Consider the following 22,844-nt stretch of genomic DNA (forward strand, 5'->3'; position numbering starts at 1 on the left):
CCGCCGCGAAGGAGGCCAAAGGCCTCCCGGCTATCTACCAGGCGATCAATGCGCCCAAGGCAGGATCGGAATCGCAGTCACCGCATTCTGCGGGCTGCCTTCGATCATACGGTCGCTGTACACCAGGTACACCAGCGTATTGCGCTTCTTGTCGAGGAAGCGCACCACCTGCATGGTCTTGAACACCAGCGAGGTGCGCTCCTTGAACACTTCCTCGCCGTCTTTCAACTCACCCTTGAAGTTGATCGGCCCCACCTGACGGCAGGCAATCGATGCCTCTGCCCGGTCCTCGGCCAACCCCAGCCCACCCTTCATGCCGCCCGTCTTGGCCCGCGACAGGTAGCAGGTCACGCCCTCGACCTTGGGGTCGTCGAACGCCTCGACCACGATACGGTCGTTTGGCCCCAGGAACTTGAACACGGTCGACACCTGGCCCACTTCCTCGGCCCCGGCCAGCATCGGCAACGCCAGTGCAGCGACGGCAATCATCCTTTTCAACACACGTACGCCCTCAGACCAGAACCAGGTTGTCGCGGTGCACCAGCTCAGGCTCCGCGATGTAGCCCAAGGTGCTTTCGATGGCATCGGAAGGCTGGCCAATGATTTTCTGCGCCTCCAGGGCGCTGTAGTTGGCCAGGCCACGGGCCACTTCAACACCGTCCGGGCCGACGCATACCACCATCTCGCCACGGCGGAAGCTGCCCTGCACGGTCTTCACGCCCACCGGCAGCAGGCTCTTGTTGGCCTGGCGCAGCGCCTGCACGGCACCGGCATCCAGCACCAGGGTGCCACGGGTTTGCAGGTGGCCCGCCAGCCACTGCTTGCGCGCCGCGAGCATCCCGCGCTCGGGCGACAGCAAGGTACCCAGGCGCTCGCCGGCCTTGAGGCGGTCGAGCACGCGCTCGATGCGGCCACCAATGATGATGGTGTGGGCACCGGAACGGGCAGCCAGGCGTGCGGCGCGCAGCTTGGTCTGCATGCCGCCACGGCCCAGCGCACCACCGGTACCGCCGGCCACGGCGTCCAGCGACGGGTCGTCGGCACGGGCTTCGTAGATCAGCTGGGCTTCGGGGTTGTTGCGCGGGTCGGCGTCAAACATGCCATCGCGGTCGGTGAGGATCACCAGCAGGTCAGCCTCGACCAGATTGGCCACCAGCGCCGCCAGGGTGTCGTTGTCGCCGAAGCGGATCTCGTCGGTGACCACGGTGTCGTTTTCGTTGATCACCGGCACCACACCCAGGTCGACCAAGGTGCGCAGGGTGCTGCGGGCGTTCAGGTAACGTTTGCGGTCAGACAGGTCGTCATGGGTCAGCAGAATTTGCGCGGTGTGCTTGCCGTGCTCGCCGAAGCTCGACTCCCACGCCTGCACCAAGCGCATCTGGCCGATCGAAGCAGCCGCCTGCAGCTCGTTCATCGCGCTCGGTCGCGAGGTCCAGCCCAGCTGGCTCATGCCGGCAGCCACGGCCCCTGAGGAGACCAGTACCAACTCCACGCCTGCCTCACGCAGCGCGACCATCTGCTCGACCCAAACGGCCATGGCACCGCGGTCGAGGCCTTTGCCATCGGCGGTCAGCAGCGCACTGCCAATCTTCACGACCCAGCGCTTGGCGCCCGTCACCTTGCTTCGCATCTTCTTCCAACCTATGTCGAATCTGTAGATACCGTGGATACAAAAACGCCGCTCCAAAGAGCGGCGTTCAGTGTACTGCAACCGATCAGTCGCGCACGTAAATGATTTCCGGGCCGTCTTCGTCGTCCTCGAAATCATCATCCCACGCGTCATCGTCCCCGATGTCGTGCACGCTCTTGACGCCGGTGCGACGCAGGGTGCGGGCGTCGTCCAGGGCCTGCAGCTGGGCACGGGCTTCGTCTTCGATGCGCTGGTCGAGGTCGGCCAGCTCTTCGGCGTAGGCCGGGTCGTTGGCCAGGCGGTCGGCGCGGTCTTCAAGGTAGCGCATCAGGTCGTGGCTGAGCTTGTCGGTGCCCTGCTTGGAGATGGCCGAAATCACGTAGACCGGGCCTTCCCACTCCAGGCGGTCGATCACTTCCTGGACGCGCTCGTCGCGCTCATCGTCCATGACCATGTCCGACTTGTTCAGCACCAGCCAGCGCTCACGCTCGGCCAGCGACGGGCTGAAGCGGGTCAGCTCGTTGACGATCACTTCGGCGGCATCGGCCGGGCTGCTTTCGTCCAGCGGCGCGATGTCCACCAGGTGCAGCAGCACACGGGTACGTGCCAGGTGCTTGAGGAAGCGGATACCCAGGCCGGCACCGTCGGATGCGCCTTCGATCAGGCCGGGGATGTCGGCGATGACGAAGCTTTTCCAGCGGTCGACACTGACCACGCCCAGGTTTGGCACCAAGGTGGTGAACGGGTAGTCGGCCACTTTCGGCTTGGCGGCCGAAACCGAGCGGATGAAGGTACTCTTGCCGGCGTTCGGCAGGCCCAGCAGGCCCACGTCGGCCAACACCTTCATTTCCATCTTCAGGTCGCGCTGGTCACCCGGCTTGCCTGGGGTGGTCTGGCGCGGCGCACGGTTGGTGCTGGACTTGAAACGGGTATTGCCCAGGCCGTGCCAGCCGCCTTGGGCGACCATCAGCTTCTGGCCCGGGGTAATCAGGTCACCGATCACTTCCTGGGTGGATGCATCGATCACGGTGGTGCCGACTGGCACGCGCAGGAACAGGTCTTCACCCTTCTTGCCGGTGCAGTCGGTGCTGCCACCGTTGGAGCCGCGCTGGGCTTCGTGGTGACGGGTGTAGCGGTAGTCGACCAGGGTATTCAGGTTTTCGTCGGCAACCATGTATACCGAGCCGCCGTCACCACCGTCACCGCCGTTAGGGCCACCGTTCTCGATGAACTTCTCGCGACGGAAGCTCATGCAACCGTTGCCGCCGTCACCGGCTTTGACCCGAATCGATACTTCGTCAACAAACTTCATTAAAACCGCCTCTCGTCGGCAGACGAGCTGAATGACTCAAAAACATGAGGCTCTTGCAAAAATGAGCGCGGCGGCCCCGTACGACCGTAGAAACCAACGCCGGCAACCCAGACAAACAGCTTTGCAAGAGGCTCACCACAAACGAAAAAGCCCCGTCGCATGACGGGGCTTCTGGAGCGACGTCGCGATTAAGCGGCGACGATGCTCACGTAACGGCGCATGAACTCGCCTTTCTTCTCGAACTTGATCACGCCTTCGATCTTGGCGAACAAGGTGTGATCCTTGCCCATGCCAACGCCGTAGCCAGCGTGGAATTCGGTGCCGCGCTGACGGACGATGATGTTGCCTGGCTTGATAACCTGGCCGCCATACATCTTCACGCCAAGGCGTTTAGATTCTGAGTCGCGACCGTTACGAGTACTACCACCAGCCTTCTTGTGAGCCATGGTTCAATTCTCCAAATAAATTCAGGGGATCTAGGGGATTAAGCCTGGATGCCGGTGATTTTGATCTCGGTGAACCACTGGCGGTGGCCCATACGCTTCATGTGGTGCTTACGACGACGGAACTTGATGATGCGAACCTTGTCGTGGCGGCCTTGCGAAACGACTTCGGCCACTACTTTAGCGCCAGCAACAACTGGAGCACCGATGGTGACTTCTTCACCGTTGGCGACCAGCAGAACGCGATCGAAGGTCACGGATTCGCCAGTGGCGACTTCCAGTTTTTCGATCTTGAGGAATTCACCTTCAGCGACTTTGTACTGCTTGCCGCCGGTAACGATTACTGCGTAAGACATGGTATTTCTCCGATAATCCTGCTCACCCAGCGCTTTATATGATGAGTATTGGCTGGCATGGCTGCACAGGGCTGGAACGGCCCGGCGCAATTGCGTAAGGCAGGTGCTGCCCAGGAAGTTAGGGTGCGCGATTGTACGCAACCGTGGTTTTGCTTGCAAGTACCGCCCCCGCCCTGCGGGCACCGCGCCTTGACACACCGGGACCTGCGACCTAGCATGCCGCGCAACCTCACTGGAGCAGCCGATGCAACCCCAAACCTTCTACCGCGCGGTGGCTGATGATTTCAGCGCCGTCGACGAGATCATCAAGAAGCAGCTGACCTCGCGCGTGCCGCTGGTATCGAAGATCGGCGACTATATCACGTCCGCCGGTGGCAAGCGCCTGCGTCCCCTGCTGGTACTGCTGTGTGGCAAGGCCCTGGGCCGCGAAGGCGACGACCTGCGCCTGCTGGCCGCCACCATCGAGTTCCTGCACACCGCCACCCTGTTGCACGACGACGTGGTCGACATGTCCGGCATGCGCCGTGGCCGCTCCACCGCCAATGCCCTGTGGGGCAACGCGCCAAGCGTGCTGGTGGGCGACTTCCTTTATTCGCGCTCGTTCGAAATGATGGTCGAACTGGGTTCGATGCCAGTCATGCAGATTCTGTCCAAGGCCACCCGGGTGATTGCCGAGGGTGAAGTGCTGCAGCTGTCGCGGGTACGCGACGCCAGCACCACCGAAGACGTCTACATGGAGGTCATCCGCGGCAAGACCGCCATGCTGTTCGAGGCCTCGACCCACAGCGCTGCAGCGCTGGCCGAAGCCACCGACGCGCAGCGTGAAGCCCTGCGTACCTTCGGTGACCACCTGGGCGTGGCTTTCCAGCTGGTCGACGACCTGCTGGACTACAAGGGTGACTCGCAGACCCTGGGCAAGAACGTCGGCGACGACCTGGCCGAAGGCAAACCTACCCTGCCGCTGATCTACACCATGCGTGAAGGCACTGCCGAGCAGGCTGCGCTGGTGCGCAAGGCGATCCAGAAGGGTGGCCTGGAGGACCTTGAGCAGATTCGCGTGGCGGTCGAGGAGTCGGGGGCGCTGAAGTACACCGCCGAACTGGCGCGTGACTATGTGAAGCGTGCCATTGCCTGCCTGGAAGTGCTGCCGGCCAGCGAGTACCGGGATGCGCTGGTTGAGCTGAGCGAGTTTGCTGTCGCGCGTACGCACTGACAGATCGAGTCGGCTTCATTCGCGGGTAAACCCGCTTCCACAGGATTCGCGCTCCCTTTGAGGCCTGCGCGGTCCCTGTGGGAGCGGGTTTACCCGCGAAGCTTTTTGTCCGGACATAATCCCTTCTGCAAAAATACCTTTTACAATGCGGGCTTTCTACCGCCCGTCTGTTTGTTTGAGGAACCGAAGTGAGCACTCTGCCACCCTGCCCGAAATGCAACTCCGAATACACCTATGAGGATGGCACTCAGCTGATCTGCCCTGAATGCGCCCACGAGTGGTCGGCCAGCAGCGATGCCGAGGCAACCCGCGACGACGTGGTGAAAAAGGATTCGGTCGGCAACATTCTGCAGGACGGCGACACCGTCACCGTGATCAAGGACCTGAAGGTCAAAGGTTCGTCCCTGGTGGTCAAGGTCGGCACCAAGGTCAAGAACATCCGCCTGTGCGACGGCGACCACGACATCGACTGCAAAATCGACGGCATCGGCGCCATGAAGCTGAAGTCCGAGTTCGTTCGCAAAGTCTGATTACACAAAATTCCGCCAATTGGCGCTTGCTATTTTGATAATAAGAATTATTCTCATTGGAACTGCTATCCAAGGAGAATAGCCATGACTTATCTGATCGACGCCTGGCTGGACCGCCCTCACCCCTACCTGCGCATTCTTCATCGGGAAACCGGCGAAGTGTGCGCGGTGCTTGAAGAAGAAGCCCTCGACGAACTGCGTGACCAGGGGGACCTGGACATGAGCGGGTTGAATTCGAGTGAACCGGGGGTGCTCAAGGAGCTGGTGCGGAATCTGTTTCTGTTCTGCTATGCGCGGGCATTGCGCCCTGGGGGAACGGATTGGAATTGAGGCCAGCAGGGCCGGCCCATTCGCGGGCATGCCCGCTCCCACAGGTACTGCACAAGCCTTGAAGCTGACGCCGCACCTGTGGGAGCGGGCAAGCCCGCGAATGGGCCGCAAAGCGGCCCCGAGGGCATTACAGAACGTCGAGCAGCTCGACGTCGAACACCAGCACGCTGTGCGGCGGGATGCTGCCAACGCCTTGGGCGCCGTAAGCCAGCTCGCTCGGCACGTACAGGCGCCATTTGCTACCCGCGTTCATCAGCTGCAGGGCTTCGGTCCAGCCAGCGATCACGCCGCCTACCGGGAATTCAGCCGGCTGGCCACGCTCGTAGGAGCTGTCGAACACGGTGCCGTCGATCAAGGTGCCGTGGTAGTGCGTGCGCACGTTGTCTTCGCGGGTCGGCTTGGCGCCTTCACCAGCGGTCAGTACTTCGAACTGCAGGCCCGAAGCCAGGGTGGTGATGCCTTCACGCTTGGCGTTTTCGGCCAGGAATTCCTTGCCAGCACCGGCAGCGGCTTCGGCCTTGGCAGCAGCTTCGGCTTGCATCACGTCACGGATGACCTTGAAGCTGGCCGACAGGTCGGCTTCGCTGACGCGGCTGTCGGCGCCGTTGAAGGCGTCGGTCAGGCCGGCCAGGATGGCTTCCAGGCTAACACCTGGCGGCGGGTTGTCGCGCAGTTGGCCGCCCAGCTGACGGCCGATGCCGTAGCTGACGCGGGTTTCGTCGGTAGACAGGTTGAGTTCGGACATTGTCGTGCTCCACTGCAGGGCGCAGTGCAGCCGCGCCCTTGATGAAAAGGGCGAGCAGCCTAGCACACTGGGGCGCTGCGAGCAGCTACCAGGCCGAACGCTGGGAAATCGGCACCTTCAGGTCTTCTTCCGGGTGTGTGCCCATGCCACACATCTCGTCCTGCACCGACCAGTGCACCAAGTTCATCGAGAGCATGGGGATGCTTTGCAGCAACGTGCGGGCATCCTCCACCGAGTGCACGCGCAAGCGTTCACCACGGGTGTCGGACAAGGGGTGGGCGTGACCTTTGACCCGCGCTTCGAGCAGGTAATCACCGCCTTCGATGGCAATCAGGTTCAGTTCATCGACATGGCCAGCCCTGGCCTCGGTATTGAGCTGATGCAGGTTCATGAGAGCACCTCGCTGGTGGGAACCACGCATGAGTGCTCATTTTTTGTACAGGAAGGGCGAATACACAAGGCATGACTGACGCCGCTGGTCAGTTGGACCTTTATCTCTGTGGGAGCGGGCGTGCCCGCGAAACAGGCGACGGGGTGGATGGCACCGGCGCTGCCGGTGTTCGCGGGCTCGCCCGCTCCCACAGGGATTGCGGAGGCTAGGTCTCAGTGCTTGGTCAGCTTGTCCAGGTACCCCATGCAGAAGGCCGATACCACGAAGGTCATGTGGATGATCACGTACCACATCAGGTAGTCGGTGGAGATGTTCTGCGCATCCATGAACACGCGCAGCAGGTGGATGGAGGAAATCGCCACGATCGAGGCGGCAACCTTCATTTTCAGCGACGAAGAGTCCATCTTGCCCAACCAGTTGAGTTTTTCCTTGCTCTCGTCGATGTCCAGTTGCGAAACGAAGTTCTCGTAGCCGGAAATCATCACCATCACCAACAGGCCACCGACCAGCGACATGTCGATCAGCGACAGGATCACCAGGATCAGGTCGGCTTCGCTGAGGGCGAAGACGTTGGGCAGGACGTGGACCACTTCCTGGAAGAATTTCAGCGCCAGGGCCAGCAGGCCGAGGGACAGGCCGAAGTAGATCGGGGCGAGCAGCCAGCGCGAGGCATACATCGCGTTTTCGAGGATACGTTCCATGAAGTTCGGGACTCATCAGGTGACTAAAAAAGCGACGGCGAGTATAGCCAGCCACCTGTTACAGCAAAAGCCCAGTGAATGGGGGCTGCTGTGCAGCCCAATCGCCGGCAAGCCAGCTCCCACAGGTTTAACGAAGGCCCGCGGCCTGTGTTTTACCTGTGGGAGCTGGCTTGCCGGCGATGAGGCCAGTAGAAATGACTCAAGTCTCCGGATGAAACTGGTAATCCCCCAGGTTCCGGCACCGCTCCCCATTGATCCGCCGCAACTGCGCTTGCAAATGCAGGCACCAGATTTGCGGATCTTCGGCCACCTGATACCCATGCAGGGTCAGGCTGTCGACAATGGCATTGAGCACCGACTCCGCTACCAGCGGCCCATGAAACGGCCCCTGTGCCTTGATCGCGGAGGGTTGTTCGCCGGCCATGCCGGCGGCGAACAGCAACGTCCACATGCCCGTGTCCCCGGCCAGTGGGCGAATGCTGCATTCGATGCGGGTCACCAGGCCCAGGCACTGGCGTGTGAGGCTGAGGTTGCGCATGGCCGCGTCCCCTCCAAAAAGCCCTGTTCAGCCCGAAACCCTCGGGCTGTCTCCATCCTGAACACTGTACTGTCCTTAAGTTCCAGCATAGAAGAACAGCACAGAGAGATGGAAAACCGGCGCTGAACGGTAGCACTTGGCCGCCAGCGCCGATTTATTGACTCAGGCCGGCTTGGCCTGGGCAATCACCTCTTCCAGGCGTTCCTTCTCGGCCTTCTCGATGTCTTCCTCGCTGATCATTTCGGCGATTTCACGCAGGCGTTCGACCACCCGAGCGTTGACGCTGCCCTCGGTAAACAACCCGTTCTCGCCAAGCACGCCAGCCTCTTCGCCCACCAGCAGGCTCAACGCCTCGTCAGCCTGGCTCACGGCGTAGACATGGAACTGGCCATTCTCCACCGCTTGCAACACACGCTCATCCAGCATCAGCGTGGCAACGTTGGCACGCGGAATGATCACGCCCTGTTCGCCCGTCAGGCCACGCGCTTCGCACAGGCGGAAGAAGCCCTCGATCTTTTCGTTGACCCCACCCACTGCCTGCACTTCGCCAAACTGGTTGATCGAGCCGGTAATGGCAAAGCACTGCTTGAGCGGCGTGCGCGACAAGGCCGAGATCAGCGTGCAGGCTTCGCCCAGCGAGGCGCTGTCACCGTCCACGTAGCCGTAGGACTGTTCCAGCGCAATGCTCGCGGAGATCGCCAACGGGAACTCCTGGGCATAGCGGCTGCCCAGGTAACCGGTGAGGATCATCACGCCCTTGGAGTGGATCGGCTGGCCAAGGTTGACCTCGCGCTCGATATCGACGATGCCACTGCCGCCCGGGTACACGGTGGCGGAGATGCGCGCCGGCATACCGAACGCCGAGTCGCCCACTTCCAATACGGTCAGGCCGTTGCATTTGCCGATGGCCGCGCCTTCAGTGTCGATCAGGATGATACCGGCTAGCATGTCATCCAGCACCCGCTGCGACACACGTCCGGTGCGGGTGGCCTTGGCCTTCAACGCACGCTCGATGTGCCCGGCGTCGGTCATTTCGTCACTGGCCAGCTGGCGAATGAAATCGGCTTCGCTGACCAGCTGGAACAGGTCACCGATACGTGCCGACAGGCGCGACTGGTTCTCTGCCAGGCGAGCGCTGTAGGTAGCCAGGCGCGCCACCGCATCGCTGGTCAACGGCGCCATGCCCTCCTCGTTGGTGCGCGTGCGCAGCAACTGGGCGAACTGCTCCAGGTTCTCGTCGACCATCGGCATGTCTTCATCGAAGTCGACCAGCACGCGGAACATCTCCTGGAAGTCCGAGTCGTGGTCCTGCAACGCGTAGTACAGCTGGCGCGAGCCGATGATCACCAGCTTGACGTTGAGCGGGATCATCTGCGGCTGCAGGCTGACGGTTGCGACCCGGCCCAGTTCACCGATCGGCGACTCCATCTTCAGCTTGCGCGACTGCAAGGCACGCTTGAGCGCGTCCCATACGAACGGCTCGCCCAGCATCTTCTCGGCTTCGAGGATCAGGAAGCCGCCGTTGGCCCGGTGCAGCGCGCCCGGGCGCAACTGCCGGTACGAGGTGTACAGCGCGCCCTGGTCGGTGCTGTATTCGATACGGCCGAACAGGTTGTCGTAGGTCGGGTGCGGCTCAAACACCACCGGTGCGCCGCCGTCAGCGTGATGGCCCACCACCAGGCTAGGCGCGTACTGCTCTTCGAGCAGCTTACGGGCGACGGCGTCGGTCTTGCTGTCATCGACCAGTTGCTCGACCACGGTGCGCAGCAGGTTCAACTGCAGCGATTGCAGGTAAGCACAAACGGCCGCGTTCTCGGCGTACTTTTCCGACAACGGCGCCAGCAGCGGTTGCAGGGCCAGGGTAATGGTTTCTTCGTTGAGCTGGCGCAGCTGGTTGTTCGACTCGCGCTTCCACTGCGGCAGGCTGGCCAGTTCCTCGTTCAGTTGCTCCTCAAGCTGGGCGATGTCCTCATGGAATTGCTCGCGCACCTCTTCGGGCAGCTGGGCAAACTCGGCCTCATCCAGCGCCTTGCCGTCGGCCATCGGGGTGAAGGCGACGTTGCTGGAATCGCGGTACAAGGCCACGTCTTTCTCCAGCGACGCCCGCTCAATCACGTCCAGGGCGCGGTCATAGCGCTGGTTGAATGCGCGGTCGATGGCGCCCTTCTTCTGCTGGTAAGACGGGTGCTCGAACACCGCCGGGAAGGTCGCCAGCAGGTTGTCGATCAACCCGCCCATGTCGGCGATGAACTCTGCGGCGCTACCGGAAGGCAACTCCAGTGCGCGCGGTTCGCGGGTGTCGTCGAAGTGGTTGACGTAGACCCAGTCGGCCGGGGTCTGCTGGCGCTTGCCCTCGGCCTTGAGGTAGCGCTTGACGAACGAGAAACGCCCGGTGCCGGGCTCGCCCATCACGTACACGTTGTAACCAGGGCGCGGCATGGCCACGCCGAACTGCAGGGCCTCGACAGCACGTTCCTGGCCCAGGACTCCGCGAAACGGCTCCAGATCGTCGGTATTGGTAAAGGCAAACTGCTCGGGCGAGAAACGCCGGGTCAGGGCTTCAGGCGCGAGACGCAGGCGCGCAGCGACAGGATCGGGCATTGGGTTTCCTTACTTCGGCGGGGCAGATACGCAGCATTCTGGCGCTGCCCGCGCGCGCCTTGCAAGGCTCCACGGGACTTTATGTCGCAGCATGTCGCAGCCAGTGCAGGTCATGTAACAGCAAATTTTTCGCAATCAACAACGCAACCTTTAGATCGTGCCTAAACTCCAAGCTGCGCGGGTGGGTGAAATGCTTTCCCGACCTGGCAACCGAGTTGCCAGAAACCCTGACCCTTGGTTAAGACAAAGAGAACAAATGCTATGAAACGGATTCTTCTGGGTACTCTGTTCACCGTGGTTTCTCTGAATGCAATGGCAGAAGCACCAGGCGGCCCGAACTGCGGCTGGGGCAACATGTTGTTCGAAGGCCAGCGCGGCACGCCGGCACACTTCCTGGCTTCCACCACCAACGGCACTTCCGGTAACGCCACCTTCGGCATGACCTCCGGCACCAACGGCTGCTCGACCAAGGCTTCGCTGACGTACGGCGGCAAGTCCTGGTTCGCCATGAACGGCATGATGAACGAGCTGTCCGAAGACATGGCCATGGGCCAGGGCGAAGCGCTGACCACCTACGCCGTGGTGCTTGGCGTGGCCCCGGAAGACCGCGTTTACTTCAACTCGGTCACCCACCAGCACTTCAGCCAGATCTTCAGCAGCGCCGACGTCACTGCCGAAACTGTCCACAGCAACACCCTGGCCGTTCTGAAGAGCGACCCACGCCTGGCCAAATACGCTACCGAGGCCTAAGCACTGCTGCTCCCGCCCCAACCCGGGGCGGGTTTCGCCTTTTTCGGCATCGTTTAGAAGTAGTTGCCCGATATGCTCAAACGCCTCGCTGCCCTGGCGCTATGTGCCTGCGCCCCTGTTCATGCCGCACCCGTGCTGGATCAAGGCCGTCTCCAGCAACTGGCCAACACCCCCTACTGGATTGCCCTGGGCCATTACGAAACCGCCAAGCTCGGTGGCTGGCGCAGCTATGTGGACGACGATGCGTTCTTCCTGGCCAAGGACGGCGCGCACCACCCCGACCAGGAGCTGCAAGCCACGGTCGAAGCGCTGTATGCCCCGGCCAGCCTTGGCGACAAGCACGCCCAGTGCGTGTTCCCGGCGCGCACCCGCTGGCTGCGTGAGCAACTGAACCTGCAGGACCTGCCGCAACCGGATTGCCAGGAGTTCAAGACCTGGTACACGTCGATCGACCCGCACAGCGCCGCGCTGATCTTCCCGGCGGCCTACCTGAACAGCCCGTCGTCGATGTTCGGCCACACCCTGCTGCGCATCGACCAGTCCAACACCCGCAGCGACGACACTACGCTGCTGAGCTACGCGATCAACTTCGGTGCCTATATCGAAGGCAGCGACAACAGCATCCTGTATGCCTGGAAAGGCCTGATGGGTGGCTACCCGGGGCTGTTCGCAATGATGCCCTACCAGGAAAAACTCTCCGAATACCGCAGCCTGGAAAACCGCGACCTGTGGGAATACCAGCTGGACCTGACCCCGGAAGAAACCGGGCGCATGGTCGAACACGTATGGGAGCTGAAGCAGATCCAGTTCGACTACTTCTTCTTCGACGAAAACTGCTCGTACCGCCTGCTGGAGCTGCTGCAAGTAGCCCGGCCGAGCCTGGACCTGACGTCGCAGTTCCCCCTCACCGCCATCCCCACCGACACGGTGAAGGCCGTGAAGCAGTCGGGCATGGTCGCCAGCGAAACCTACCGGCCCTCGCGCGAACGGGAATTGCTGGCCCGCGCCGAGCCGCTCGACCATGACGAGAAGCGCCAGGTGCTGGCCGTAAGCGCCGACACCGCGCAGCTGCAAAGCCCCGACTTCAAAGCCCTGCCCCGCGAGCGCCAGGCGCTGGTGCAGGATGCCGCGTATCGCCTGGAGCGCTACCGGGCCAATGGCCAGGAGCGCGACCCTGGGCAGGCCACGCGCAGCTTCGAATTGCTGCGGGCGATCAACAGCAACCCGCCGCCGCCGCTGCAGATCGAGCGCCCCGGCCTGCCTGAGGACGGCCATGACTCGCGCACCTGGCAGCTAGGCGTGGGTACCCGCGAAGACCGCGCCTATGCCGAGTACGGCCTGCGCATGGCCTACCACGACCTGAACGACAACGCTTACGGCTTCCCGTTGGGCGCGCAGATCGAAATCCTGCAACTGAAGGTCCGACAGTACGAAGGCAACGACTGGCAGGTACAGCGCCTGGACTTGGCCACCATCCGCTCGCTGACCCCGCGCAATGAACTGCTCAAGCCCTGGTCGTGGCAGGTGGCCGGCGGCCTGGAGCGGGTGCCGGGCAAGCACGATGACGAGGTGCTGGTAAGCCATGTGAATGGCGGCGCCGGTGGTACCTGGCAGTTGGCCGATGGCTTGCTGGGTTTTGCCCTGGGCACGGTGCGGGTCGAGCACCACAACGACTTCGCCCAGTTCATCGCCCCGGCGGCAGGGTTCAATGGCGGGCTGCTGTGGCGCAACGGGCTGGGCAACATGACGCTGGAGGCCAAGGGTGATTATTTCACCAATGGCGAGGTGCGGCGCAGTGTGAGCCTGAACCAGCAATGGGAGATCAGCCAGAACCTGGGGTTGCGCTTGAGTGCTTCGCGCGAGTTCAGCCATTTGGCTACGGCGCAGAATGAGGTGATGCTGGAATTGAAGTGGTATCACTATTAATCAGGTCTACGCGCACTTTGTAGGAGCGGCCTTGTGTCGCGATCGGGGTGCGAAGCGCCCCCAGATTCCAGCATCATACATAAATCGCCGGGGCCGCCTTGCGGCCCTATCGCGACACAAGGCCGCTCCTACATCAAGCGTGCCGAAGCTTCACAGTGTGCCCCAACCAACTCTTTGACACTGTTTTGACACCTCCCCGACAAATCGCCACCTAGACTGGCCAGTATCAACTGGAGGGTTTTGTGGTTATGTCGCGGTACTGGTTCGGCGTGTGCATTGCGTTGTTGCTGTCAGGTTGCGAGACCACCCACGAGCAAATGCTCAATCACGGCTACCCCCCTGCCTATGCCGATGGCTTTGAGGACGGCTGCAGCAGCGGCCACCAGGCGGCCGGAATGATGGTCGGCAACTTCCGCAAAGACGTGCCGCGCTATCTGCACGAGCCCCCGTACGAAACCGGCTGGGACGATGGCTTCCGCCAATGCCAGGCCATGCAGAACAGCGAAGAACAGCGCCAGTACCACGAGCGCTTCTGGGACCAGCGCGACCGCGACTGGCAACAGGAAAAGGACCGCGACGCGGCCAAGGCCTACCGCCACAACTGAGTCGCAAACGGACATTCGATTAAACCTGTGGCCTGCCATGATGGTCTCCTGCACAAGGAGGCCCCGCATGAGCCGAGCATTCGTCAACGAAGACCAGGCCGCCGCCCAGGCCGACCAACCGGTCGAGCGGCGCGTCAGTGACCAACCCAACTACGTGACTGCCAGCGGCCTGCGCCAGCTGCAAGTACGCGTGGCCGAACTGAGTGCCTTGCGCAGCGAACTGCAGGCGCAGGGCGATCGCGGCGACAAGCAGCGGCTGGCCGATACCGAGCGGGATCTGCGCTACTTCAGCGCACGGGTGCAAAGTGCACAGGTGGTGCCGGCGGCAACGTCGCAGAGCAAGGTGCAGATTGGCAGCCGGGTGCGGTTTGTCGATGCGCAGGACCAGGCGCATGAAGTGCGGCTGGTAGGCGAGGATGAGGCGGATGCGGGGCGGGGGTTGATCAACTGGGGGTCGCCGTTGGGGCGGGCTTTGCTTGGGGCTGGGCCGGGGGATGAGGTGGTCTGGCGGAGGCCGGTGGGGGAGCAGGTGATCGAAGTGGTTGAGATTTTGGGTGAGGGTTGAGGGCCCTGGGGGCTGCTTTGCAGCCCTATCGCGACGCAAGGCCGCTCCTACAGGGATCGCGATCAGTCAGGCTGTCGCGCTCTCCTGTAGCAGCGGCCTTGCGTCGCGATAGGGCCGCAAAGCGGCCCCGGCACTCTCAGATCAGACCACGCCCTGAGCCAACATCGCATCAGCCACTTTCACAAAGCCGGCGATGTTCGCACCTTTGACGTAGTTGACCTTGCCATCCGCCTCTTCACCGTAATGCACGCAGGCATGGTGAATCGACTGCATGATGTTGTGCAGCTTGCTGTCCACTTCACCGGCAGTCCACAGCAGGCGCATGGCGTTCTGCGACATTTCCAGGCCCGACACGGCCACGCCGCCGGCGTTGGACGCTTTGCCCGGTGCGTACAGGATGCCCGCATCCAGGAAGATATCCACCGCTTCCAGGGTAGTCGGCATGTTGGCGCCTTCGGCCACGCAGATGCAGCCATTGCGCAGCAGGGTGCGGGCGTCTTCGGCGCCCAGTTCGTTCTGCGTGGCGCACGGCAGGGCGATGTCGCATGCCAGGCTCCACGGGGTCTGGCCCTTGCGGAACTCCAGGCCGAACTGCCCGGCCAGCTCGCTGATACGGCCACGCTTGACGTTCTTCAGCTCCATCAGCGCGCCCCACTGGGCATCGGTCAGGCCGGCTTCAGCGTACAGGGTGCCTTCGGAGTCAGACAGCGAGATCACTTTGCCGCCCAGGTCCATGACCTTGCGTGCGGCGTACTGGGCAACGTTGCCCGAACCCGATACCGCCACGCGGCGGCCGTCGATCCGCTTGCCCTGGCGCTTGAGCATTTCTTCGGCGAAGTACACACAGCCGTAGCCGGTGGCTTCCGGGCGAATCAGGCTGCCGCCGTAGGTCATGCCCTTGCCGGTCAGCACCGAAGTGAACTGGTTGGCCAGGCGCTTGTATTGGCCGAACATGAAGCCGATTTCGCGGGCACCCACACCAATGTCACCGGCCGGTACGTCGCAGTCGGCGCCGATGTGGCGGTACAGCTCGCTCATGAACGCCTGGCAGAACCGCATCACTTCGGCGTCGCTCTTGCCTTTCGGGTCGAAGTCCGAGCCGCCTTTGCCGCCGCCCATGGGCAGCGAGGTCAGCGAGTTCTTCAACACCTGCTCGAAGGCCAGGAACTTCAGTACGCTGAGGTTCACCGACGGGTGGAAGCGCAGGCCGCCCTTGTACGGGCCAATGGCGCTGCTCATCTGGATGCGGTAGCCGCGGTTGACCTGCACCTTGCCCTGGTCATCGACCCAGGAAACACGAAACAGCACAGCACGCTCCGGCTCGACCATGCGCTCGAGGATACCGGCCTGCAGGTAATGGGGGTTGGCTTCAAGGAAGGGCCACAGCGTGCGCAGCACCTCTTCCACCGCTTGGTGGAATTCAGGCTGGCCTGGGTCGCGCTGCTGCAGGCGTGCAAGGAAATTGTCGACAGATTCGATCATGATAGACATCTCACCGAAGGTTTTGGACTTATTGGTTTTTTCGGGAATGTACCAAGAAGCAATCGCACCGGAATAGGGCGAAATGTCGTTTTTTTGAAATTATTTGGTGCGTTTTTATAAATGTATACAAAAAACTGGCTATGTGGGAGCGGGCGCGCCCGCGAATAAAGCCAACACTGCTATCCAGCCAGGCACAAAAATGGGGCCACCGAGGGCCCCATTCTTGTGCATCACTAAGCTGGCTTACTGGGCCAGTTTTTTGTGCCGTACACGGTGCGGTTGGGCAGCAGCATCGCCGAGGCGTTTTTTGCGGTCAGCTTCGTACTCGGTGTAGTTACCCTCGAAGAAGACCACGTTCGAGTCATCTTCGTACGCCAGGATGTGGGTAGCCACACGGTCCAGGAACCAACGGTCGTGGGAAATCACGATCGCGGCGCCCGGGAAGTCCAGCAGGGCTTCTTCCAGCGAACGCAGGGTTTCGACGTCGAGGTCGTTGGACGGTTCGTCGAGCAGCAGGACGTTACCGCCCTCCTTCAGGGTCAGGGCCAGGTGCAGGCGGCCGCGCTCGCCACCGGACAGGTCCTTGACGAACTTCTGCTGGTCGCCACCCTTGAAGTTGAAGCGGCCAACGTAAGTGCGCGACGGGATCTCGTAGTTGCCGATGCGGATCATGTCGGAGCCGTCGGAAACTTGCTGGAACACGGTCTTGCCGCCGTCCAGGTCCTCACGGCTCTGGTCGACGCAGGCCAGTTGCACGGTTTCGCCGATCTCGATGCTGCCCGAATCCGGCTGTTCCTTGCCCATCAGCATGCGGAACAGGGTCGATTTACCGGCACCGTTACCGCCGATTACGCCGACGATGGCGCCTTTGGGCATGGCGAACGACAGGTTGTCGATCAGCACGCGGTCGCCGTAGCCCTTGGTGACGTTCTTGAACTCGATGACCTTGTCGCCCAGGCGCGGACCGGCCGGGATGTAGATTTCGTTGGTTTCGCTGCGCTTCTGGAATTCCTGCGACTGCATTTCTTCAAAGCGCTGCAGACGGGCCTTGGATTTGGACTGACGAGCCTTGGCGCCTTTGCGCACCCACTCCAGTTCCTCTTTCATGGCCTTTTCGTGGGCGCTCTGCTGCTTGGATTCCTGCGCCAGGCGGTCCGACTTGGCTTCCAGCCAGCCCGAGTAGTTGCCTTCGTACGGGATGCCGGCGCCGCGGTCCAGTTCCAAAATCCAGCCAGCGACGTTGTCGAGGAAGTAACGGTCGTGGGTGATCGCAACCACGGTGCCCGGGAAGTCGTGCAGGAAGCGCTCCAGCCAGGCCACCGAGTCGGCGTCCAGGTGGTTGGTTGGTTCGTCGAGCAGCAGCATGTCGGGGGCCGACAGCAGCAGGCGGCACAGGGCCACACGGCGCTTCTCGCCACCGGACAGGTGTTCGATACGGGCGTCCCAGGCCGGCAGGCGCAGGGCGTCGGCGGCGACGTCCAGCTGGCGCTCCAGGTTGTGGCCGTCGGCGGCCTGCAGGATGGCTTCCAGCTTGGCCTGTTCGGCGGCCAGCTTGTCAAAGTCGGCATGCGGGTCGGCGTAGGCGGCGTAGACCTCGTCCAGGCGGGCCTGAGCGTCCTTGATCACGCTGACCGCTTCCTCGACTACTTCGCGAACCGACTTGTTCGGGTCCAGTTGCGGTTCCTGCGGCAGGTAACCAACGTTGATGTCGGGCATCGGACGGGCTTCGCCGTCGAATTCCTTGTCGACGCCCGCCATGATCCGCAGCAGGGTCGATTTACCGGCGCCGTTCAGGCCGAGCACGCCAATCTTGGCGCCCGGGAAGAACGACAGGGAAATGTTCTTGAGAATTTCCCGCTTCGGCGGCACGACCTTGCTCAGCCGATGCATGGTGTAGACGTATTGAGCCAAAACCAAGCCCTCTAATCAGATAAGTAAAGACATCGACGATCGCCCCGACGCGCTGTGGCCAGGGGGATGTATTTACGGGGTGTCATTGAACAAAGTCGACCATTCTACGCCAACGCGCGGCGTTGCATAGGAGGGGGCGATGGTGGGGTGGGATCAGTGGGATCCCTGGGAGGTTTTTATTGCCTGTGCCGGCCTCTTCGCGGCTAAAGCCGCTCCTACAGGCATATCACAGGGCTCGATCACTGTGCCGCCTGTAGGAGCGGCTTTAGCCGCGAAGAGGCCAGCACAGCAGAGAAAAAGCTCAGACTTTACGCTGTTTGCCCTTGCCCCGCGGCAACCGGCACCGGTCGCCCTGCTCGGCCAGGCGCGCAGCCCAGGCGGATTTCACGCTGAAGCCACCGCTACGGGCAGGCTGCTGCTCTACCGCCTGGGCCGGCTTGGCAGCCGCAGGCGCAGTACTGACAACCTTTGCAGCAGGCTTGTTCGCCGCGACCACCTCAGCCACGGCAACGGCCGGCGCTGCTGCCGCCTTGGCCGTCTTGCGCAGTTCAGCCAGCGAGGGGGCCTTGCTCTTGGCGGTGGCAGCCGCGTCAGGTTTGACCAGCGAGCGCTGGCAAGACTTGCAGGATACGTCCTCGGTCACGGCAGTGCTGACAAGGGTCTGACTGCTGCGCCCACAGGCGGAATCGAGGCCATTGGAGGAAAAGTGAGTAACCAAAAGCGAACATCTCCGATGCGTTGTCATGTATAGCGGGCGCTATTCTCGCACAGGTTGCAGGGGCTTGCCGAACCACCGGGCAGCCTCCATCGGTCTACACGGCTGGCACTTTGCCATAATCCTAGGCATGCTAGCCCGTTTCAGGTGTCCGGCCTTATAGTGCGCCACCGCGGTGCGGCAGCCAGACACCGGCATACACCGTGCATGCTCCGTCCCTGCCATCGCCAGCCCAATCGCAGGATCAACGCTTGACCAATCTTAATCATCCGTCGTCACTGCGTTCCGCACCACAAGCGCCCGCCGCTAGCCTGCGCGGGTCGATCAAAGGTGCGCTGGCGCTGCTGGCCCTGATCCTGCTGGGCCTGCTGCTGTGGCAGCTGTTCGCCCAGTTCAACCACACCCAGGCCGACCTGCGTAAACAAAGCCTGGATGCCTCCGCGGAACTGGCCGACCACTTGGGCCTGAACATGGCATTCAAGGCCCAGCAGGCGGTGAACGTTGTGCAGCCGTACGTCAATGCGCCGACGCCCACCGCCCTGCCCAGCCTGCTGACGACCCTGCGCGAGCGCTTGCCCGCCCTGCAAAGCGTGGCCTGGCTGGACAGCAGCGGGCAGTTGCACGCCGATAGCCTGGCCGGCAGCCCTGACCGCCAGTTGCTTGACGAACTGCTCACGCTGAACCAGGGCCGACCGTACTTCTTCACCAATTCGCCCGACAACCGCACGCTGTACCTGCTGCTGCGCCAGGCCGCCGAACAGGACCGCGGCTACTGGTTGCTGCGCCTGTCACCGGACTACTACCGCGAGCTCACCCTGCACCTTGATGGCGGCGGCCACCCGCTGTGGCTGCTGGAAAACAGCCGCAGCGGCGAGGTGCTGCAACGCCATGCCCCAGCCGACACCAGCGATGCGCCGCTGCAAAGCGTAATGCTGGCTTTTATCGACAACAGCACCTGGCAGTTGCGCGGCCTGTTCGATGCCAAGCTGACCCAGCAGAAATTGCTACCGGCGCTGATCGGCAAATGCCTGCTGGTGCTGGTCTGTGCCCTGCTGCCGGTGCTGGCGCTGATCAACATGCGCCGCCGCCAGCGCGCGCTGCAGGAAGACCGCCGGCGCTACCAGGAAATTTTCGAAGGCACCGGCGTTGCCTTGTGCGTACTCGATCTGTCCAGCCTGCCCGGCCAGCTCGACCGTTACCACCTGCGCAACCACGCGGCACTCAAGCACAGCCTGGCGCTGGACCCGAACCTGCGCCGCTCGCTGCTGCTGGAGTTGAAGATCACCGAGGTCAACCAGGTGGCGCGCCAGCTGCTGAACATCGACTGCCACGAAGGCGCCTGGCAGCGGCTGATCGACGGCACCGGCGATTGCCGCGACAGCGTCGGCATGCAACTGATCGACGCACTGATCGAGCAACGCCAGCTGCTGGAACTGGAAGTGCGCCTGCCGGCGCCATTGGGCGGCGAGCTGCACCTGTGGCTAATGGCGCGCCTGCCACTGCAACGCCGTGACTACCAGGCGGTGATCCTCAGCATCAGCGACATCACCAGCCGCAAGCAGGTGGAGTTGTCGCTGCTGGAGCGCGAAGGCTTCTGGTCGGACGTGGTCCGCACCGTGCCCGACCAGTTGTACGTGCAGGACGTGCAGAGCCAGCGAATGATTTTCAGCAATCGCCACCTCGGCCAGACCCTGGGCTACGACCGTACCGAGCTGGCACAGATGGGCGATCGTTTCTGGGAACTGCTGCTGCACCCCGAAGACGCCGCGCACTACCAGGCACTGCGCCATCAACAGCGCGACAGCGGCCATGACCAACCGCTGCACTGCCAGTTGCGCTTCCGCCACCGTGACGGTGGCTGGCGCTGCTACGACATTCGCGAGCAAGTGCTGACCCGCGACGCCGAAGGCCTGGTAACCCGCATCATCGGCGTCGGCAAGGACGTCACGGTGCAGATCGAAGCCAGCCAGTCGCTGCGCGACAGCGAGCAACGCTACCGCATGCTCGCCGAAAGCATCAGCGACGTGATCTTCTCCACCGACAGCCTGCTCAAGCTCAACTATGTCAGCCCCTCGGTACAAAACGTACTGGGCTACCAGGCCGACTGGATCTTCGCCAACGGTTGGCAGTCGATCATCGCCAACCCGGCCCAGCTCACCGGCATCTACAGCCTGATGGAGCGCGTCAGCAACGCCATGGGCGACCCTGCCCAATTGGCGCAACTGCGCAGCCAGCTGCCAACCCAGCTGTTCCTGTTCGACTGCCTGCGCGGCGATGGCCGCAAGATCCCGATCGAGCTGCGCCTGGTACTGGTGTGGGACGACGACCAGCGCTTCGAGGGCGTACTCGGGGTGGGCCGCGACATCAGCCAGCAACGCCGTGCTGAAAAAGACCTGCGCATGGCCGCCACGGTATTCGAACACTCCACCTCGGCGATTCTCATCACCGACCCGGCGGGCTATATCGTCCAGGCCAACGAGGCGTTCAGCCGCGTCAGCGGTTATGCGGTGAGCGATGTGCTTGACCAGTTGCCCGGCATGCTGGTGGTAGACGAACAGCAGGAAGGCCACCTGGGCTATATCCTCAAGCAGCTGAACCAACGCGGCAGTTGGGAGGGCGAGGTGTGGCTGCGCCGCCGGGATGGCGACCACTATCCGGCCTGGGTCGGCATTACTGCAGTACTCGATGACGAAGGCGACCTGGCCAGCTACGTGTGCTTCTTTACCGACATCAGCGAACGCAAGGCCAGTGAGCAACGCATTCACCGCCTGGCCTACTACGACGCCCTCACCCACCTGCCCAACCGTACGCTGTTCCAGGACCGCCTGTACAACGCCTTGCAGCAGGCCGAGCGGCAAAAGGCCTGGGTGGTGCTGATGTTCCTCGACCTCGACCGTTTCAAGCCGATCAACGACTCCCTCGGCCATGCCGCCGGCGACCGCATGCTCAAGGACATGGCCCTGCGTCTGCTGGCCTGCGTGGACGACGACGACACCGTGGCGCGCATGGGCGGCGACGAATTCACCTTGCTGCTACAACCGCGCGCCACCCGCGAAATGGCCCTGAACCGCGCCATCCACGTGGCCGAGAACATTCTGGGCAGCCTGGTGCGGCCGTTCGTGCTGGAAAACCGCGAATTCTTCGTCACTGCCAGTATCGGCATCGCCCTCAGCCCGCAGGATGGCAGCGAGCTGAGCCAGCTGATGAAAAACGCCGACACCGCCATGTACCACGCCAAGGAACGGGGCAAGAACAACTTCCAGTTCTACCAGGCCGAAATGAACGCCAGTGCCCTGGAACGCCTGGAACTGGAAAGCGACCTGCGCCATGCCATGGAGCAGAACGAATTCATCCTCTACTACCAGCCGCAGTTCAGCGGCGACGGCAAGCGCCTGACCGGTGCCGAAGCGCTGCTGCGCTGGCGTCACCCGACCCGCGGCCTGGTACCGCCGGGCGACTTCATCCCGGTGATCGAGGAACTGGGCTTGGTGGTGGACGTGGGCGACTGGGTATTGCGCGAGGCCAGCCGCCAGCTCAAGGCCTGGCACAAGGCCAAGGTGCGCGTGCCGAAGGTGTCGGTGAACATCTCGGCACGGCAGTTCTCCGACGGCCAGCTGGGCACGCGGATCGCCACCATCCTTGAGGAAAGCGGGCTGCCGCCGGCGTGCCTGGAGCTGGAGCTGACCGAAAGCATCCTGATGCGCGAAGTAAACGAGGCGCTGCAGATTCTCGCCAGCCTGAAAAACCTCGGCCTGAGCATTGCCGTGGATGACTTTGGCACTGGCTACTCGTCGCTCAACTATCTCAAGCAGTTCCCCATTGATGTGCTGAAGATCGACCGCACCTTCGTCGACGGCCTGCCCGAAGGCGAACAGGACGCGCAGATTGCCCGGGCGATCATCGCCATGGCCCACAGCCTCAACCTGGCGGTGATTGCCGAGGGCGTGGAAACCCATGAACAGCTGGAGTTCCTGCGCGAGCACGGGTGCGACGAAGTGCAGGGCTACCTGTTCGGGCGGCCGATGCCGGCGCATCAGTTCGAGGCGCAGTTCGCCAACGAGACGTTGTTCATGTTCCATTGATGCTGCCTGCAAGCTCGC

General features: G+C 62.6%; 21 protein-coding genes. 8 read left to right on the forward strand and 13 right to left on the reverse strand.

What is annotated here, in order from left to right:
* Positions 1–45: 45 nt before the first annotated feature.
* The 5 genes from ACIP02_RS19115 to rplU all read right to left on the reverse strand — a co-directional run bounded on the left by ACIP02_RS19115 (position 46) and on the right by rplU (position 3,741).
* Positions 46–489: a CreA family protein gene (locus ACIP02_RS19115; protein ID WP_400619401.1), complete on the reverse strand. Its 444-nt coding sequence runs from the start codon at positions 487–489 to the stop codon at positions 46–48.
* Between the two features lie 22 nt (positions 490–511).
* Positions 512–1,630 (reverse strand): glutamate 5-kinase, encoded by a 1,119-nt coding sequence (gene proB / locus ACIP02_RS19120; protein ID WP_400619225.1) that lies wholly within the window; start codon positions 1,628–1,630, stop codon positions 512–514.
* 85 nt (positions 1,631–1,715) lie between these two features.
* Positions 1,716–2,942 carry an Obg family GTPase CgtA gene (gene cgtA, locus ACIP02_RS19125; RefSeq protein ID WP_400619228.1) on the reverse strand — a complete coding sequence of 409 codons (1,227 nt, stop codon included), beginning with the start codon at positions 2,940–2,942 and terminating at the stop codon, positions 1,716–1,718.
* Positions 2,943–3,130: 188 nt separating this feature from the next.
* Positions 3,131–3,388 carry a 50S ribosomal protein L27 gene (rpmA, locus tag ACIP02_RS19130; RefSeq protein WP_003247464.1) on the reverse strand — a complete coding sequence of 86 codons (258 nt, stop codon included), beginning with the start codon at positions 3,386–3,388 and terminating at the stop codon, positions 3,131–3,133.
* A gap of 38 nt (positions 3,389–3,426) precedes the next feature.
* Positions 3,427–3,741, reverse strand: coding sequence for a 50S ribosomal protein L21 (gene rplU, locus ACIP02_RS19135; protein ID WP_003247466.1), 315 nt, complete (start codon positions 3,739–3,741; stop codon positions 3,427–3,429).
* Positions 3,742–3,985: 244 nt separating this feature from the next.
* Between rplU and ACIP02_RS19140 the strand changes: the two genes are divergently transcribed.
* From ACIP02_RS19140 to ACIP02_RS19150, 3 genes are all read left to right on the forward strand, one after another.
* Positions 3,986–4,954: a polyprenyl synthetase family protein gene (locus ACIP02_RS19140; protein ID WP_400619233.1), complete on the forward strand. Its 969-nt coding sequence runs from the start codon at positions 3,986–3,988 to the stop codon at positions 4,952–4,954.
* Between the two features lie 188 nt (positions 4,955–5,142).
* The gene (locus ACIP02_RS19145) at positions 5,143–5,484 is read left to right on the forward strand and encodes a zinc ribbon domain-containing protein YjdM (protein ID WP_400619236.1); all 342 of its coding nucleotides are present in this window, start codon (positions 5,143–5,145) and stop codon (positions 5,482–5,484) included.
* A gap of 84 nt (positions 5,485–5,568) precedes the next feature.
* The gene (locus ACIP02_RS19150; RefSeq protein ID WP_003256316.1) at positions 5,569–5,814 is read left to right on the forward strand and encodes a hypothetical protein; all 246 of its coding nucleotides are present in this window, start codon (positions 5,569–5,571) and stop codon (positions 5,812–5,814) included.
* Positions 5,815–5,941: 127 nt separating this feature from the next.
* On the opposite strand, the gene ACIP02_RS19155 is transcribed toward ACIP02_RS19150, so the two are convergent.
* The 5 genes from ACIP02_RS19155 to ACIP02_RS19175 all read right to left on the reverse strand — a co-directional run bounded on the left by ACIP02_RS19155 (position 5,942) and on the right by ACIP02_RS19175 (position 10,790).
* Positions 5,942–6,559 carry an FKBP-type peptidyl-prolyl cis-trans isomerase gene (locus ACIP02_RS19155; protein ID WP_201201723.1) on the reverse strand — a complete coding sequence of 206 codons (618 nt, stop codon included), beginning with the start codon at positions 6,557–6,559 and terminating at the stop codon, positions 5,942–5,944.
* Between the two features lie 85 nt (positions 6,560–6,644).
* On the reverse strand, positions 6,645–6,950 hold the full coding sequence (locus tag ACIP02_RS19160; RefSeq protein ID WP_400619240.1) for a DUF6482 family protein: 306 nt from the start codon (positions 6,948–6,950) through the stop codon (positions 6,645–6,647).
* A gap of 212 nt (positions 6,951–7,162) precedes the next feature.
* Positions 7,163–7,651 carry a TIGR00645 family protein gene (locus ACIP02_RS19165; protein ID WP_003247486.1) on the reverse strand — a complete coding sequence of 163 codons (489 nt, stop codon included), beginning with the start codon at positions 7,649–7,651 and terminating at the stop codon, positions 7,163–7,165.
* Positions 7,652–7,850: 199 nt separating this feature from the next.
* The gene (locus ACIP02_RS19170) at positions 7,851–8,189 is read right to left on the reverse strand and encodes a hypothetical protein (RefSeq protein WP_400619243.1); all 339 of its coding nucleotides are present in this window, start codon (positions 8,187–8,189) and stop codon (positions 7,851–7,853) included.
* A 162-nt stretch (positions 8,190–8,351) separates the two neighbouring features.
* Positions 8,352–10,790, reverse strand: a complete 2,439-nt coding sequence (locus tag ACIP02_RS19175) for a Lon protease family protein (RefSeq protein ID WP_400619246.1) — start codon at positions 10,788–10,790, stop codon at positions 8,352–8,354.
* A gap of 261 nt (positions 10,791–11,051) precedes the next feature.
* Here ACIP02_RS19175 and ACIP02_RS19180 point away from each other — a divergent pair, with 261 nt between their 5' ends.
* From ACIP02_RS19180 to ACIP02_RS19195, 4 genes are all read left to right on the forward strand, one after another.
* Positions 11,052–11,540 (forward strand): DUF3015 domain-containing protein, encoded by a 489-nt coding sequence (locus tag ACIP02_RS19180; protein ID WP_201207811.1) that lies wholly within the window; start codon positions 11,052–11,054, stop codon positions 11,538–11,540.
* 72 nt (positions 11,541–11,612) lie between these two features.
* Positions 11,613–13,466 carry a DUF4105 domain-containing protein gene (locus tag ACIP02_RS19185; protein WP_400619249.1) on the forward strand — a complete coding sequence of 618 codons (1,854 nt, stop codon included), beginning with the start codon at positions 11,613–11,615 and terminating at the stop codon, positions 13,464–13,466.
* Between the two features lie 248 nt (positions 13,467–13,714).
* A complete protein-coding gene (locus ACIP02_RS19190) occupies positions 13,715–14,071 on the forward strand; it encodes a hypothetical protein (RefSeq protein WP_400619252.1) in 357 nt (118 codons plus the stop codon).
* Between the two features lie 67 nt (positions 14,072–14,138).
* The gene (locus ACIP02_RS19195) at positions 14,139–14,636 is read left to right on the forward strand and encodes a GreA/GreB family elongation factor (RefSeq protein WP_400619255.1); all 498 of its coding nucleotides are present in this window, start codon (positions 14,139–14,141) and stop codon (positions 14,634–14,636) included.
* A 141-nt stretch (positions 14,637–14,777) separates the two neighbouring features.
* Here ACIP02_RS19195 and gdhA read toward each other — a convergent pair whose 3' ends face one another.
* The 3 genes from gdhA to ACIP02_RS19210 all read right to left on the reverse strand — a co-directional run bounded on the left by gdhA (position 14,778) and on the right by ACIP02_RS19210 (position 18,747).
* A complete protein-coding gene (gene gdhA / locus ACIP02_RS19200) occupies positions 14,778–16,118 on the reverse strand; it encodes an NADP-specific glutamate dehydrogenase (RefSeq protein ID WP_400619257.1) in 1,341 nt (446 codons plus the stop codon).
* Between the two features lie 243 nt (positions 16,119–16,361).
* On the reverse strand, positions 16,362–18,029 hold the full coding sequence (gene ettA, locus ACIP02_RS19205) for an energy-dependent translational throttle protein EttA (RefSeq protein WP_400619260.1): 1,668 nt from the start codon (positions 18,027–18,029) through the stop codon (positions 16,362–16,364).
* 301 nt (positions 18,030–18,330) lie between these two features.
* Complete coding sequence (locus tag ACIP02_RS19210) at positions 18,331–18,747, reverse strand: hypothetical protein (RefSeq protein WP_400619263.1); 417 nt, start codon at positions 18,745–18,747, stop codon at positions 18,331–18,333.
* A 248-nt stretch (positions 18,748–18,995) separates the two neighbouring features.
* On the opposite strand from ACIP02_RS19210, the gene ACIP02_RS19215 reads away from it, so the two are divergent.
* Complete coding sequence (locus tag ACIP02_RS19215; RefSeq protein ID WP_400619266.1) at positions 18,996–22,826, forward strand: EAL domain-containing protein; 3,831 nt, start codon at positions 18,996–18,998, stop codon at positions 22,824–22,826.
* Positions 22,827–22,844 lie beyond the last annotated feature (18 nt).

This window comes from Pseudomonas sp. NPDC089408 (assembly GCF_044749445.1).
GTDB lineage: Bacteria > Pseudomonadota > Gammaproteobacteria > Pseudomonadales > Pseudomonadaceae > Aquipseudomonas.